Below are 14,256 nucleotides of genomic sequence, written 5' to 3' on the forward strand. Positions count from 1 at the left end.
GAGTTTCTGAGATCAGAGCCTTCAACCGGTTCTATACGAAAGTGATCGGCGTCCTCCAGGCAGGCATGCTCGACTCGCCCTACTCGCTGACGGAAGTCAGGGTGCTGTTCGAGCTCGCGCACGCCGAGAGCATGGAGACCGGCGAGCTGCGCGGCCTGCTCGACCTCGACGCGGGCTACCTGAGCCGGATCCTGGCCCGTTTCGAGGGCGACGGGCTGGTCGCCCGCGAGCGGTCGGCCGCCGACGCCCGCAAGCAGCTCGTCCGGCTGACCGAGACGGGCGCGGCCACGTTCGCCGGGCTCGACCGCCGTTCGGCCGAGGAGATCGAACGGCTGCTCGACGGCCTGCCCGAGGCCGACCGGGCGCTGCTGGTCGGCAGCATGGCGACGATCCGGCGGCTGCTCGGCGAGCCGGCCGCCCGCTCGTACGTGATCAGGCCCCCGCGGACGGGCGACCTCGGCTGGGTCGCCTACCGGCACGGCGCCCTCTACAGCGAGGAGTACGGCTGGGGCACCGAGTTCGAGCAGCTCGTGGCCAGGATCGTGGGCGCCTACGACCCCGCCCGCGACGCCGGCTGGATCGCCGAGGTCGACGGCGAGCGCGCCGGGTGCGTGTTCTGCGTGCACCAGGACGACACGACGGCCAAGCTGCGCATGTTGCTGGTCGAGCCGTCGGCGCGCGGCCTCGGGATCGGGCGGCGCCTGGTGGCCGAGTGCCTGCGCCACGCCAGGGACCGGGGCTACCGGCGGATCACGCTGTGGACGCGCGACTGCCTGGTGAGCGCGCGGCGCATCTACCAGACGGCCGGGTTCGAGCTGGAGTCGGCGGAGCCGGGCGTGGAGAACGGCGCCGAGGTCACCGAGGAGATGTGGTCGCTCGACCTCGCGGCCACCAGTTGAGCGGCCCGGCCAGGCGCATCAGGCTCGGCACCAGCACCGCCCTGATCACGGTGGCGTCCGCCAGCACCGCGACGGCCATGCCGACCCCGAGCATCTGCACGAACGCCACCCGCGCGGTGGCGTAGGCGGCGAACGTGAGCGCCAGGATGCCGCCCGCCGCGGTGATCAGGGGCGCGCCGCGCTGCATGCCGGTGGCGACGGCCTGCCCGGTGTCGCCCGTCCTGTCGTACTCCTCCTTGATCCTGGACAGCAGGAAGACCTCATAGTCCATCGACAGGCCATAGGCGACGCAGAGCATGAGGATCGGGATGCTCGGGTCGAGCGTGCCGGTCGGGGTGAAGCCGAGCAGGCCCGACAGGTGGCCCTCCTGGAAGATCCAGACGACGGCGCCGAACATGACGCCGAGGCTGAGGACGTTCAGCAAGGTCGCCTTGAGCGGGAGCACCAGGCTGCCGGTCATCAGGAACAGCACGGCGAACGTGACGCCCAGCATGAGCGCCAGCACCAGCGGCAGGCGGTCGACGACCGAGGCGCGGTAGTCGGCCAGCTCGGCGGGATAGCCGCCGACCAGGACCTCGAAGGGCGGCGGCACGGCCCGTACGGACTCCACCAGCCGGACGGGGTCACCGGCCAGCGCCTCGGCGGAGGGCACCACCGACAACCACGCGCCCTGCCCGCGGAAGCGGGCCGGGTCGCCGTCGCCGACCCGCCGCCCGGCCGCGTGGGCGCCGGCGGCGGAGTCGACCTGGGCGACCCCGGGAACCCGCGAGAGCCGCATCGCGTACGCCGAGACGTCGGCGGCCCGCGCCGCACCCGTCGAGACGATCTGGATGGCGTCGGTCTCCTCCGCCGGGAAGGTCTGCCGAATGACCTCCTGGGTCTGCCGCGAGGACGCCTCCGGCGGCAGGATGCGGTCGTCGGCCGTGCCGAAGCGCAGGCCGAGGAACGGCGAGGCGAGCACCAGCAGCAGCGCCGCCGCCAGGCCGCCGGACACCACCGGCCGGCGCATGACCCGGACGGCCAGGCCGTGCCAGAACCCGGCTCCCCGGGCCTCGGTTCCGCCGCGCCCGGGACGCCCAGGCCCGGGCAGCATCGCGCCGCCGGCCGAGGCCAGCACCGCGGGCAGCACGATCACCGCCGCGAACAGGCCGCCGGCCACGACCGCGATGCCCGCGAAGGCGAAGGAGCGCAGGAAGTCGAAGGGCAGCGCGAACAGCACGGCCAGCGAGGCGGCCACCGTGAGGCCGCTGAACAGCACGGTCCGCCCGGCGTGCTCGACGGCTCCGGCGACGGCCGCCGCGCGGTCGCGTCCGGCGCTCACCTCCTCGCGGAAACGCTGGACGACGAACAGGCAGTAGTCGATGCCGAGCCCGAGGCCCATGGCGAGGGTGAGGTTGAGGGCGAAGGTGGAGACCTCCGCGAACACCAGGACGCCGCGCAGCAGCGCCAGGCCGACCACCATGGCCAGCACCCCCGCCAGGATCGGCGCAAGGGCGGCCATGACCCGCCGCTGGTAGAGCCAGAGCAGCACGAACGCCAGCGGGAAGATGACCAGCTCGGCCCGGACGAAGTCCTGCCTGGCCAGCGGCACGGTCTCGCGGAACACCTCCTCCCCTCCGCCGGCCCGCACCTGGAGCGGGCCCTGCTCGCCGACGATCCGCGGCACCAGCGCGGGCAGCACCCGCGCCCGCACGTGGTCGGCGTCGCCGGGGACGCGCACCACGATCAGCGCGTGCCGGCCGTCCCGGCTGCGCAGGGTGGCGGGCCTGCCCCTGGTCCAGTACGAGGAGGACTCCGCGACGCCGTCCGAGCGGCCGATCCGGTCGGTGAGGGCGCGGCCCGCCGCCTCGGCCGCGGGGTCGTCGACGGTGCCCGACCTGGGGGTGACCAGGAAGACCAGGTCGGGGCTGCCGGTGCCGAACCGGCGGACGAGCTCGGCCTGGGCCCGGTCGGACTCCGAGCCCGGCGCCTCGAAGCGGGCCAGGGAGAGGCGGGAGACCGATCAGGGGAGGAAGGGGCCGCTGCCTGACCTGAGCCTGCGATCAGGGACGGAAGGGGCCGCGGACCTCGAAGGTGTGGCCCTCGGTGCGGCCGCGCCTGGCCGAGAAGTAGAGCCGGTCGCCCCTCGGCGAGAACGCCAGCCCCGTGAGCTCGGCCCCCTCGTGCCCGGTGAGCCGCAGGAACGGCGTGACGGCCCGGTCGGGCGCGATGACGTCGATCTCCGTCGTCTCCCTGGCCACGTAGAGGTCGCCGGAGGGGGCGGCGGTGATCGCGCGCACGCCCTCGCACAGCCGGTCGAGCGTGGAGGTGTGGGCGTCGTAGGCCCACAGGCCGGTGTCGCCCTTGGTGGTGAAGTAGCAGACGCCGCCCGCGTAGTGGCAGCCGTCGCCGCCGTCGAAGTGGCGGGCGTCCTCGACCTGGTGGCGGGCCGCGGTGAGCAGCGCGGCCGGGGACGGCACCGGCCGCCATCCGCCCGACGCGCACAGCACCTCCAGCGTGCCCTCCGTCAGGTCGCCCCAGTCGCCGGGACGGAAGCGGTAGAAGCAGCCGTCGTGCTCGTCCTCGGTCATGTAGACGACGCGCCGCTCGGGGTCGCAGGCGGCGGCCTCGTGCCGGAAGCGGCCCATGGCCAGGCGGGGGCGGGCGGCGCGGGCGCCGTAGGGGTCGCACTCGAAGACGCGGCCGCGGTCGCCGAGCTCGCACGACAGCCAGGTGTGCCACGGCGTGGCGCCGCCCGCGCAGTTGAGGTCGGTGCCGGACAGGATGCGGTAGGCGTCGGCGACCGTGCCGTCGGCGTGGAAGCGCAGCGCGGAGGCGCCGCCGAGCAGGGGCAGCTCGGAGTTGGAGACGTAGATCCAGCCTGCGCCGTCGGGGAAGCAGGCGCCGCCGTCGGGCGCGGCGTGCCAGGTGAGCCCGGCCACCTTGTCGCCCGACCGGGCCACCACCCGGCCGGTGAAGCCCGGCGGGAGCGCGAGCCCGTCGGCGGACGCCGGCGTGAGCGGCCCGTACGGGCTGATGCCGCCCTGCAAGAGCGGGCCCGTGCGGAGGAGAGTCTTGTGGGACATCGTGGGGCCTCCCTCTAGGTGCCACGCTAGTCGACCGCACCGACATGAATGGCAAGGACTCGCGACATCAAACTCTGCGCAAACCCCGCGCTCCGTCGTGGCGTGAGATCGCCGGAGGCCCTGGACGATGCGTGACAGTCCGTACCCACCGGACGGAAGATCGCCCACCTTGGGGGCGGACACGCGAAAGCCCGGGCACTGTGGGCGTGCCCGGGCTTTTCGGGTGATGCGGCCGGCGGCCGCGCGCGGTCAGCGCTGGGCCTGGAACATCCAGTGCTGCTTGTCGATGTCCTGCGTCACGGCGATGAGCAGGTCCTGGCTGACCGGGTCGGCCTCGTCGGTGGCGCGGATGCGCTCGTACATGCGCTTGCTGATGCCGTCGAGGATGTCGGTGATCGTCGCCACCACCTTGCCGTCCTCCAGCCAGCCGCGCTCGGGCTGCTGGAGCTTGGTGGACTTGGCGACGGTCGCCGAGCGCCCGTCGGGGTTCACGCCGAGCGCGACCGCCCGCTCGGCGATGGTGTCCATGTGGGCACGGGCCAGGTCGGTCAGCTCGTCGAGCTGGAGGTGAATCGGGCGGAAATGGGCGCCGACAAGGTTCCAGTGCGCCTGCTTGGCGATCAGAGAGAGATCGATCAGATCGACCAGGGCGTCCTGCAGGGCTTCGGCGACAGTGTTCTTGGCTTCACCCGAGAGCGGACCGGTGATCGTAGCCATGTCGTATTTCCTCCCCTTCAGTGGTGCTTATGCCTGTTTAGAACGTCATCCGGGGCTGGATTCTTCCGATCTTTCGATCGTTGACAGTGTAATAGTGACAGTGTCATTGTGGAGGTATGAGCGACACCTGGACCATCGGCGAGCTGGCCGAGCACGCGGCGCGGGCGCTGCGCGCGGGCGCCCAGCCGGTCAACGGCCGGGTCCGCGACGTGCCCGGGGAACGCCTGATCAGGTGGTACACCACCATCGGCCTCGTGGACCCGCCCCTGACCCGGCGCGGCAGGATCGCCCGCTACGGCCGGCGGCACCTGCTGCAACTGGTGGCGGTCAAGCGCATGCAGGCGGCGGGGCACTCGATCGCCGAGATCCAGACGGCGCTGGCCGGCGCGACGAACGCCACGCTGGCGGCGGCCGCCGGGCTCGCCGACGTGCCGTCCGCGGGCGACGCGCGGGCGGTCCCTGGTTCTCCGCCGGACAGCCCGCGCTCGGCGGGGCCCACGTCCGTCGTCGCCACGACGACGAACGTGACGTCCGGCGGCGAGGCGAACGGGACCTTGGACGGCCAGGCGCGTGCGGCGCGGCGCCCGCCGGGCGGGCGGGCCGGAGGCGGCGGCGGCGAGCCGGGGCGTGAAAGGTTCTGGGCCGAGCGGCCGGTCCGCCGCGCCCCGGCCGGGAGCGAACGCCCCGCCGACGCCGAAGCGGGGCATGCCGGGGGCGGGCCGGCCGCGGGGGTCGTGCTCGCGGACGGGGTGCGCATTGTGTGGGACGGGGGGCGGCCTCCGTCCGAGGACGACGTTCAGGCGGTGCTGGCGGCGGCTGGGCCGCTGCTCGCGGTGCTCGTAGAGAGGAGACTGCTGTGAAGATCACTTCGCTGGAGCCCGCACGGTGCCTGCCGGTGCCGGAGGCCGGGTTCGGCGCGCTGCTGACCGAGCGCGGCAACCTGCCGCTGGACAGCGTGGACGTGCACGCCGACATCGCCGGGCTCGTCGCCGGGGTGGAGGTCGAGCAGGGGTTCCGCAACCCGTTCGACGTCACGCTGGAGGCGACCTACGTCTTCCCGCTGCCCGACCGGGCGGCGGTGACGGCCTTCAGGATGGAGGCCGACGACCGGGTCGTGGAGGGCGTGCTGAAGGAGCGCGGCCAGGCCAGGGCCGACTACGACCAGGCGCTGCGCGAGGGCAGGCGGGCGGCCATCGCCGAGGAGGACCGGCCCGACGTCTTCACCATCAGGGTGGGCAACATCCTGCCCGGCGAACGCGTCTCGATCAGGCTGACCATGAGCCAGCCCCTCCCCTACGAGGACGGCGCGGCGACCTTCCGGTTCCCGCTCGTCGTGGCCCCGCGGTACGTCCCGGGCACCCCGCTCGACGGCGACCCGGCGGGCTCCGGCGTGGCGCCGGACACCGACGCCGTCCCCGACGCGTCGAGGATCACGCCGCCGGTGCTGCTGCCCGGCTTCCCCAACCCCGTACGGCTCTCGCTCACCGCCCGCGTCGACGCCTCCGGGCTCGACCTGCGTGAGGTGGCCTCCAGCCTGCACGTGGTCGAGGAGGACGGCCACACCGTGCGCCTGCGTCCGGGCGAGCGCCTCGACCGTGACTTCATTTTGCGGCTGTCGTTCGAGGCGTCCACGTCCCTGCAGTTCGACGGGCGGGGGACGTTCGCGCTCACCGTCGTCCCGCCCGCCCTCCAGGCCGCCCGCGCGCCGCGGGACGTGGTGCTGGTGCTCGACCGTTCGGGCAGCATGGGCGGCTGGAAGATGGTCGCGGCGCGGCGGGCGGCGGCGCGCATCGTCGACACGCTGACCGCGCACGACCGCTTCAACGTGCTGACGTTCGACTCGGTGGTCGAGGCGGCGTTCGAGGGGCTGGTGGAGGCGTCCGACCGCAACCGGTACCGCGCGGTCGAGCACCTGGCGCGGGTCGACGCGCGCGGCGGCACCGAGCTGCTCGAACCGCTGCGCCGCGCCACCGCCCTCCTCGGCGCGCCCGGCGACAGGGAGCGGGTGGTGGTGCTGGTCACCGACGGCCAGGTGGGCAACGAGGACCAGATCCTGGAGCAGGCCGGCGGCGCGCTGTCGGCGATGCGGGTGCACACGGTCGGCATCGACCGGGCGGTGAACGCCGGCTTCCTCGGCCGGCTCGCCGGGCTGGGCGCCGGCCGGTGCGAGCTGGTCGAGTCCGAGGACCGGCTCGACGCGGCGATGGAGCAGATCCACCGCAGGATCGGCGCGCCGCTGGTGACGGACCTGTCCCTGAAGGGGCTGGAGACCGAGCCCGGCACCGTGACCCACCTCGGCTCGATCTTCCCCGGGGTCCCGCTCCGGGTGTACGGACGGTGCCGCGAGGGCGGCGAGGCCGTCACCGTGCGCGGCACGTCGGCCGGGGGGCCGTGGGAGGAGCGGGTCACAGGGGTGACCACCGGCAGTCCGGCCCTCCGCGCCGTCTGGGCCCGCGCCCACCTGCGCGAGCTGGAGGACCGGTACGCCATGGGCGAGCACGGCCTGGAGTCGCGGATCGTCGAGGTCTCGCTGGAGAACGGCGTTCTGTGCAGGTTCACGGCGTACGTGGCGATCGACACGAGGCAGGTCGCGGAGGGCGCGCCCGAGCACCGGGTGATCCAGCCGGTCGAGCCGCCCAGCGGGTGGGAGCTGCCGCCGAACCCGTCCATGGGCGGGGGGTTCGTGGCGCAGGCGATGACGATGGCGCGTCCCGCGGGTGCCGCCCGGATGATGCCGCCGGCCCCGCCGGCCCCGTCGTCCTTCGACCAGGGCTTCGGCGCGCCGAGTCCGCTCGGCGGCCCCTCCCCGGCCGACGCCCCCTTCCCGGCCCCGCCTCTCACGGGCGGCCCTGCCGGGCCTGCGCCGTCCGCACCCGGCTCCGGTGGCGGCCCTGGGCATGGAGCCTCGCCCAAGTTCGCGCCTCCGTCGTCGCCGCGCCCGGCGCACCGGCTGGAGTCGGTCAGGCCGCAGCTGAAGGCCGAACTGGACCGGCTCAGGGCAATGCGCGTACCGGACGCGCTGTACCTGGCCGACCTGGGCTCGCGTCTGGCGGCGCTGGCGTCGTACCTGGGCGGGAACGAGGCGCTGGCGACGCTGGCCCGCGACCTGGAGGCGGCCGAACGTCCCGGCACGGACCTGCGCGCCCTGCACGACCACGCCGTCGAAGCGCTGGCCACCCTCACCGGCACCCCCGCCGACCACGCCCCGACCGACCCCACTCTCCCGGACGATCCCATCGCGCCGGGCGACCCCCTACCCAAGGACGGCCCACTCGCCCCAGGCGACCCGCTGCCCAAGGACGGCCCGCTCGCTCCAGGCGACCCCGAGCCCGGCAAGCACCACCGTCCCTTCTGGAAACGAGGCTGACGCCCACCTGACACCCCGGCAGCGCTGCACCACCCCGCAGCGCTGCCGCCTCCGTCCATGAGCGGTCCGACGCGGGAACACGCCGCAGCGCGGCCCGGCGGCGCGGCTGTGCGGCATCCGGACAGTCCCGCGGGGCCGGGCGGCGGGCTGGTGGGGTGGGGGCGGCTGGGCGGTGATCGGCGGGGGCTCGTGTTCACGGACACTTGGGGTGAATGGCTAATCGGCCACTAACGGGTCCAACCGTGCCGCACCGGACTTGGTGGTAGCGCCGTTTCCAGAACCGCCGTTTCCACCATAGGCGGGGATTCTGGATTCTTTGCTGATTTCGCTACCTAATCATCTGCGAGCCCGGCGTAATGGGCCGTGGCGGGCGTCCAGGGAACGATGGCACGCCATGACGGGCCCCGCTGCCGCGAACGACCCGGCACACCCGCGTACCGGCGCGCGAATGCCCCCACGACCCATTATGAATTCCACGCCCGGCGATATCTCCGCCGCGATATTCAGGCCTCCCCGGGAAAAGGCGTGCCATTCCCATGTGCCACCATCCCCCGCGGCCTCCTATTCTGGACGGGTGAGCACACTCGTCCTGGACGGCGGCCTGTCCACGCATCTGGAGTCGCTCGGCGCGGATCTGCGCGACGAGCTCTGGTCGGCGCGCCTGCTGCTGGAGCAGCCCGAGCTGATCAGGCGGGTGCACGCCGACTACTACGCGGCGGGCGCCGACGTGGCGACCACGGCGAGCTACCAGGCCACCATCCCCGGCTTCCAGCGGCGCGGGCTCGACCGGTCCGAGGCCGAGCGGCTGATCAGGTTGTCTGTCGAGCTGGCCGGGCAGGCCCGCGACGAGGCCGGTCGCGGCCTGGTGGCGGCCTCGGTCGGCCCCTACGGCGCCTATCTGGCCAACGGCGCCGAGTACACCGGCGACTACGACCTCGACGAAGACGGCCTGCTGGCCTGGCACCGTCCGCGCTGGGAGATCCTGGCCGCCGCCGGCGCCGACCTGCTGGCCTGCGAGACCATCCCGTCCTACGCCGAGGCGCGGGCGCTGGCCGGGCTGCTGGCCTCCACGCCGGGGGTCAAGGCGTGGGTGAGCTTCTCCTGCCGCGACGCCGAGCGCATCAACGACGGCACCCCGATCGACCGGGCCGCCGCGCTGTTCTCCGGAAACCCTCAGGTGGTGGCGGTCGGCGTCAACTGCACGGCGCCGCGGCACATCCCCGGGCTGGTCGCCCGCCTGTCCGGCGGCCTGCCCGTCGTGGTCTACCCCAACTCGGGCGAGACGTGGGACGCCGAGCAGCGCCGGTGGCTGGGCCTGTCCGACCCGGTGGAGTACGGGCTGGCCGCCAAGGAGTGGGAGCGCGCCGGGGCGTCGCTGATCGGCGGCTGCTGCCGCACGACCCCCGAGCACATCAGGCAGATCCGCGCCCACCTGACCTGACGCCCCAGGCCCAGGCCCCAGCGAGACGTCACCGGCACACCCGACGCCCCCGGCCGCCGTACAGACGAAGCCCCGACCGCAGGACCCCGCGCACGCCATACAGACGAAGCCCCGGCCGCAGGCCCCTGCACACGCCGTACGGACGAAGCTCCGACCGCAGGACCTCGCGCCGTACGGACGACAGCAAGGCCGCAGGACCCCCACGCGTGGGCGCGCGGGGGTCCCTGAGCGGCCGGAACGGGCGGGTCGCTAGGCGGCGGCCGGAGCCGTGGTGCGGCGACGGCCGAGGAGGGCGTCGAGCGCCAGGGCGCCGCCGCCGGTGAATCCCACCGCCAGGCTCGCCGCCGCCAGCGCGAGGACGAACTCATAGCCCCCTTCACCGGCCCCGAAGCCGCTGGAGCCGTGGACGAACACGATCGCCCCGATCATGTCGAGGGCCAGCAGCGTGCCCGCGATCGGCAGCGCGGCGCCGAGGATCAGCGCGATGCCGCCGGCCACCTCCAGCACCGCCACGGCCGGCGCGGCCACCCCGGCCAGGGGGATGCCCGCGGACTCGAAGAACTTCGTGGTGCCCGCGATGCCCATGTCGGCGAACTTCTGGTAGCCGTGCACCAGGAAGATCACGCCGACGGCGATCCTGGCCAGCAGCAGGGCGATGGGACGCGCCTGGTCGATCATGGACCCTCCAAAGGGAGTCGTTCAGATTTGAACAACCACTCTACCGGTAGTTCAAATCTGAACAACAAGTACACTTGGGACGTGACGGACACCCGCTGGCTCGACGAGACGGAGATGGCCGCCTGGCGCGCCTTCCTGTCGGCCTCCCACCTGCTCGAACGGCGCATCGAGGAGCAGCTCAAGGCCGCGGCCGGGCTGACGCACCCGCAGTACGAGATCCTGGTGCGGTTGTCGGCCGCCCCCGAGCGCCGGATGCGCATGACCGAGCTGGCCCGGGGCGTGGTGGTGTCGAAGAGCGCGCTGACGTACCAGATCACGCAGCTGGAGAAGGCCGGGCTGGTGGAGCGCGCCACGTGCCCGTCCGACGACCGCGGGGTGCTGGCGGTGCTCACGGAGGCGGGCGAGCGCTGCCTGGAACGCGTCGCTCCCGGGCACGTCGAGGTCGTGCGGGACTACCTGATCGACCGGCTCACCCGCGCGGAGCTGACCTCACTGACCAGCGCGATGACGAAAAGCGAACAGGCTCTCAGAAGCTGACCGCGAAGGCGCCGGGAACCGGCCGGAGAACGGACAGGCCCTCAGGAGCTGACCGCGAAAACGGACAGGCCCTCAGGAGCCGGTCTTGGCGGCGGCGCGGCGGGCGCGTTCCATCTCGACCCGGGCGCTGGCGGCGTACTTGTCGACGTACTCCTGGCCGGACAGCTCCATCAGCGCGTACATGATCTCGTCGGTGACCGCGCGCAGGACCAGCCGGTCGTCCTCCATGCCGTAGTAGCGGGAGAAGTCGAGCGGCTTGCCGAACCGGACGCCCGGCCGGATGCCGAGCTTGGGGAACAGCCGCCCGGGCGGCATCATCTCGTACGTGTTGACCATCGCCCACGGGATGACCGGCACCCGCGACTCCAGCGCCAGCCGGGCCACGCCGGTCTTGCCCTTGTAGAGCCGGCCGTCGGGCGAGCGGGTGCCCTCGGGGTAGATGCCGAGGACGTTGCCCTCGCGCAGGATGCGCAGGCCGGTGCGGAGCGCGGCCTCGCTGGCCTTGCCGCCGGAGCGGTCGATCGGCACGGTGCCGACGCCGCTGAAGAACAGCCGGGTGAAGAAGCCCTTGATGCCGGTGCCGGTGAAGTAGTCGGCCTTGCCGAGCGAGATCACCTTGCGGCGGATCTGCAGCGGGCCGAAGAAGTGGTCGGCGAAGGAGAGGTGGTTTCCGGCCAGGATCGCGGGACCCTGCTTGGGTACGTTGTCCCCGCCCTCCGTCCACGGGCGGAAGAGCATGAGGATCGGCTTCAAGATGGCCTTGACCACCCAGTAGAACACCCGGCCACCTCTTCCCCAGGACATCGTGATTGAGCAGAGTCATCTTCCCATCCCTGGCGAGATGCAACTACACCAGCTCTCGCACAATCACCCCTGAACGTGCGACGATCGGGCAGTTCCGGGATGAAATTGCGTCAAGGAGCTGTTATGCCGCTCATGCCAGGCGCGGAGCCCTACCACCACCGAGCGGGTCAGGTCGGTGTGCTGCTGTGCCATGGGTTCACCGGCACGCCGCAGTCGCTGCGGCCCTGGGCCGAGTACCTGGCGGGCCATGGGGTCAGCGTCTCGCTGCCCCGCCAGCCGGGGCACGGCACCACGTGGCAGGAGATGAACCGCACCCGCTGGGAAGACTGGTACGCCGAGGTGGAGAAGGCGTTCGCCGACCTCCAGGGGCGCTGCTCGGAGCTGTTCGTGGCGGGCCTGTCGCTGGGCGGCTGCCTGGCGCTGCGGCTGGCCGAGGTGCACGGGGACGCCGTCAGGGGCGTGGTGGTGGTCAACCCGTCCATCGCCAGTGACGTGCCGCTGCTGAGGCTGGCGCCGCTGCTGAAGTGGTTCCTGCCGTCGGTGCCCGGCGTCGCGGGCGACGTCAAGAAGCCCGGCGTGACCGAGCTGGCCTACGCCCGCACGCCCGTCAAGGCGGCCGCGTCGCTGCCGGGGCTGTGGTCGCTGGTGCAGGCCGACCTGGCGAAGGTCACCCAGCCGCTGCTGGTCTTCCACAGCCGCGACGACCACGTGGTGAAACCGACGAGTGTGGCGATCATTCGCCAGAAGGTCCCGCAGGCCACGATCGAGGAGCTCACGGACAGCTACCATGTTGCGACGCTTGACAACGATGCCGACAGGATCTTTGCCGGTAGCCTCGACTTCATCCGGACACATGCCTCGGTACCCTTGCAGAGGGACTGATCGCACCCAGGGGGAAGTCGCGATCGCTGCGGAGAGGCCCATCTAGGTGACGCCCCAGAGTGACGAGGACGAGGTCTGGCGGCAGATCGTCGCGTCCTTCAACGACACAGCCGAGCGCGACTCGGCCGACCAGCCATGGCCGGACAGCGAGAACGTGCCCGCCGAGCCCACCCGCAGGGTGGTCAAACCGTCCGAGGAGCCCGAACTCGACCAGGACGCGCCCGACCGCGACGACCGTGACGACCGCGACGAACCCGTCCGCGACGACGACGAGGACGAGGGGCACTTCGAGCCGCCTCCCCCGCCGCCGCTGCCCAAGCTCGACCTGCCCACCAAGCTCGCCTGGGTGGCGCTGTTCGGCGGGCCCGCCTACCTGCTGGTGGCGGCGATGGCCAGCTGGCAGATGGAGGGGTGGGCGCTGTTCACCGCGGTGGCGGCGTTCATCGGCGGGTTCGTGGCGCTGGTCGTGCGCATGGGCGACGGCCCGCCCAACGACTCCGGCTGGGACGACGGCGCCGTCCTGTAGCCCGGCCCGTCACGACTTGGCCGTGGTGGTGCGGGGGGCGAAGGACTCCACGACGTCGGTGTAGCGGTCGGCCGCGTCGACGGCGTGGCCGACCGCCCACAGCGCCCCCTTGCCGGCCAGGTAGGCCACCGCCTGGAGGCGTACGCTGCTGCGGCCCTTCTCCGCGGCGCCGCGGATGATCTGGCAGGCGTCCTTCTCGCAGCGCATCACGAACGGCTGGGCCGCCTGCTCCGGGTCGTAGCCGGTCATCCAGTAGCGGCCCTTGCCGTCGCCGGTGACGCCGTAGAGGCGGGCGCCGGTGGCCGGGATCGCCAGGCGCTGCCAGCGTTTGCCGTTCCAGGTGAGCACGAGCGGCGAGATCTCGCCGGGGCCGTGGTAGACCCCGCCGACGGCCACCGCCCGCTTGGAGCTGTCGACCTGGATGTCGCGCAGGTAGCCGCCGGGGACGGCGGGCACGGACATCGACTTCCAGGCCCCCGACGTGTAGTGCATGATCAGCGGCGCGCCGCCGGTGTCGCCGACGGCGAAGCCCGAGGCGACCGCGTAGAGCGCGCCCTTCTCCTTGGTCTCCTGGACGGTCCAGGTGTTGCCCTGGCCGGTGAGGATGAGCCCGGACTTCTCCCGGCTGCCGACCGCGACCACCCGGCCGGACTTGGCGTCGATGCCGCCCAGCCAGTCGCCGGCGTGCAGCCCCTGCGGCCGGACCCGGTCGAAGCCGGTGACGTCGCCGTGGGCCAGGTAGGGCAGGCCGTCGTGGCCGTCGCCGACCGCCCACACGTCGGAGGCCCCGGCGGCGGCCAGGCCGCGCAGGTTGCCCGCGGCGGTGGCGTCGCGCACGGCCACCTCGTTCCAGGAGGTGCCGTTCCAGTGGCGGATCGTGCCGCGGTTCTTCCAGACGTCCCAGATCTCCTGCTGGCCGACCGCCCACACGTCGCCCGGCGAGACGGCGAGCACGTCGGAGAGCGAGCCGTCCGCGTCGAGGCGCGCGCTCGTCGACTTCTGCCACGCCTCGGCGGCGGGGCGGGGCTCGGCATGCGCGGCGGGCGTGACCTGCGGCAAGGCCACGGACGTCGCCAGAAGGACGGAGAGCGCACGCCGCTGAGAGCGACGGGTCATGAACAAATGCTACGGGCTGGCCCGGGCGGCTCGCCCGTCAGAGTCCAAGCTGCAACTCGGCGAGCACCGGCAGATGGTCGCTGGCCCCGGCCAGATCGGCGTTCGCGGCCGCCACTCCCCCGCAGGACAGGACGCGTGCCTCGCGCGCGGCGAACACCGCGTCGATGCGCTCGGCGGGCCGCGCGGCGGGGAAGGTCAGCCCGTCGCCCGCGGGCGCGGCGGCG

The 14,256-nt window shown here is 73.0% G+C and carries 13 protein-coding genes and 1 pseudogene; 7 read left to right on the forward strand and 7 right to left on the reverse strand.

From position 1 onward, the window contains the following. The first annotated feature begins 41 nt into the window (after positions 1–41). Positions 42–899, forward strand: a complete 858-nt coding sequence (locus tag ACWCSD_RS11050; protein WP_449914120.1) for a bifunctional helix-turn-helix transcriptional regulator/GNAT family N-acetyltransferase — start codon at positions 42–44, stop codon at positions 897–899. Here the strand turns inward: ACWCSD_RS11050 and ACWCSD_RS11055 are convergent. From ACWCSD_RS11055 to ACWCSD_RS11065, 3 genes are all read right to left on the reverse strand, one after another. Continuing rightward, a complete protein-coding gene (locus ACWCSD_RS11055) occupies positions 856–2,883 on the reverse strand; it encodes an MMPL family transporter (protein WP_449914130.1) in 2,028 nt (675 codons plus the stop codon). The genes ACWCSD_RS11050 and ACWCSD_RS11055 overlap by 44 nt on opposite strands. A gap of 58 nt (positions 2,884–2,941) precedes the next feature. Continuing rightward, the gene (locus ACWCSD_RS11060) at positions 2,942–3,964 is read right to left on the reverse strand and encodes an alkaline phosphatase PhoX (RefSeq protein ID WP_364331674.1); all 1,023 of its coding nucleotides are present in this window, start codon (positions 3,962–3,964) and stop codon (positions 2,942–2,944) included. Between the two features lie 249 nt (positions 3,965–4,213). Then, entirely contained in the window at positions 4,214–4,681 is a 468-nt protein-coding gene (locus ACWCSD_RS11065; RefSeq protein ID WP_387666223.1) for a Dps family protein, read from the reverse strand. A gap of 116 nt (positions 4,682–4,797) precedes the next feature. Here ACWCSD_RS11065 and ACWCSD_RS11070 point away from each other — a divergent pair, with 116 nt between their 5' ends. The 3 genes from ACWCSD_RS11070 to mmuM all read left to right on the forward strand — a co-directional run bounded on the left by ACWCSD_RS11070 (position 4,798) and on the right by mmuM (position 9,489). Continuing rightward, positions 4,798–5,541 (forward strand): helix-turn-helix domain-containing protein, encoded by a 744-nt coding sequence (locus ACWCSD_RS11070; protein ID WP_449914122.1) that lies wholly within the window; start codon positions 4,798–4,800, stop codon positions 5,539–5,541. Then, a complete protein-coding gene (locus tag ACWCSD_RS11075; protein WP_449914124.1) occupies positions 5,538–8,048 on the forward strand; it encodes a VIT domain-containing protein in 2,511 nt (836 codons plus the stop codon). The genes ACWCSD_RS11070 and ACWCSD_RS11075 overlap by 4 nt, the downstream gene beginning before the upstream one ends. Before the next feature lie 574 nt (positions 8,049–8,622). Beyond that, positions 8,623–9,489: a homocysteine S-methyltransferase gene (gene mmuM / locus ACWCSD_RS11080; protein ID WP_352353249.1), complete on the forward strand. Its 867-nt coding sequence runs from the start codon at positions 8,623–8,625 to the stop codon at positions 9,487–9,489. A gap of 249 nt (positions 9,490–9,738) precedes the next feature. Here mmuM and ACWCSD_RS11085 read toward each other — a convergent pair whose 3' ends face one another. Next, on the reverse strand, positions 9,739–10,167 hold the full coding sequence (locus ACWCSD_RS11085) for a DoxX family protein (protein ID WP_397162216.1): 429 nt from the start codon (positions 10,165–10,167) through the stop codon (positions 9,739–9,741). An 81-nt stretch (positions 10,168–10,248) separates the two neighbouring features. On the opposite strand from ACWCSD_RS11085, the gene ACWCSD_RS11090 reads away from it, so the two are divergent. Then, entirely contained in the window at positions 10,249–10,704 is a 456-nt protein-coding gene (locus ACWCSD_RS11090) for a MarR family winged helix-turn-helix transcriptional regulator (RefSeq protein WP_352353253.1), read from the forward strand. Positions 10,705–10,776: 72 nt separating this feature from the next. Here the strand turns inward: ACWCSD_RS11090 and ACWCSD_RS11095 are convergent, their stop codons facing one another. Further along, entirely contained in the window at positions 10,777–11,484 is a 708-nt protein-coding gene (locus tag ACWCSD_RS11095) for a lysophospholipid acyltransferase family protein (RefSeq protein ID WP_387666209.1), read from the reverse strand. 147 nt (positions 11,485–11,631) lie between these two features. Here ACWCSD_RS11095 and ACWCSD_RS11100 point away from each other — a divergent pair, with 147 nt between their 5' ends. Together ACWCSD_RS11100 and ACWCSD_RS11105 are read left to right on the forward strand one after the other, a co-directional pair. Further along, on the forward strand, positions 11,632–12,390 hold the full coding sequence (locus tag ACWCSD_RS11100) for an alpha/beta hydrolase (protein WP_387666207.1): 759 nt from the start codon (positions 11,632–11,634) through the stop codon (positions 12,388–12,390). Positions 12,391–12,436: 46 nt separating this feature from the next. Further along, entirely contained in the window at positions 12,437–12,916 is a 480-nt protein-coding gene (locus ACWCSD_RS11105) for a hypothetical protein (RefSeq protein ID WP_397162217.1), read from the forward strand. A gap of 9 nt (positions 12,917–12,925) precedes the next feature. Here the strand turns inward: ACWCSD_RS11105 and ACWCSD_RS11110 are convergent, their stop codons facing one another. Together ACWCSD_RS11110 and ACWCSD_RS11115 are read right to left on the reverse strand one after the other, a co-directional pair. After that, the gene (locus ACWCSD_RS11110; RefSeq protein ID WP_397162218.1) at positions 12,926–14,032 is read right to left on the reverse strand and encodes a hypothetical protein; all 1,107 of its coding nucleotides are present in this window, start codon (positions 14,030–14,032) and stop codon (positions 12,926–12,928) included. Positions 14,033–14,069: 37 nt separating this feature from the next. After that, positions 14,070–14,256: pseudogene (locus ACWCSD_RS11115) on the reverse strand (endonuclease/exonuclease/phosphatase family protein); the annotation flags it as partial.

This window comes from Nonomuraea sp. NPDC001684, from assembly GCF_053596515.1.

Excerpts from the sequence above, each read along its gene's own strand:
- ACWCSD_RS11110 (WP_397162218.1), bottom strand. The coding sequence starts at position 14,032 with ATGACCCGTCGCTCTCAGCGGCGTGCGCTCTCCGTCCTTCTGGCGACG.
- ACWCSD_RS11070 (WP_449914122.1), top strand. The coding sequence starts at position 4,798 with ATGAGCGACACCTGGACCATCGGCGAGCTGGCCGAGCACGCGGCGCGG.
- ACWCSD_RS11060 (WP_364331674.1), bottom strand. The coding sequence starts at position 3,964 with ATGTCCCACAAGACTCTCCTCCGCACGGGCCCGCTCTTGCAGGGCGGC.
- ACWCSD_RS11100 (WP_387666207.1), top strand. The coding sequence starts at position 11,632 with ATGCCGCTCATGCCAGGCGCGGAGCCCTACCACCACCGAGCGGGTCAG.
- ACWCSD_RS11065 (WP_387666223.1), bottom strand. The coding sequence starts at position 4,681 with ATGGCTACGATCACCGGTCCGCTCTCGGGTGAAGCCAAGAACACTGTC.
- ACWCSD_RS11085 (WP_397162216.1), bottom strand. The coding sequence starts at position 10,167 with ATGATCGACCAGGCGCGTCCCATCGCCCTGCTGCTGGCCAGGATCGCC.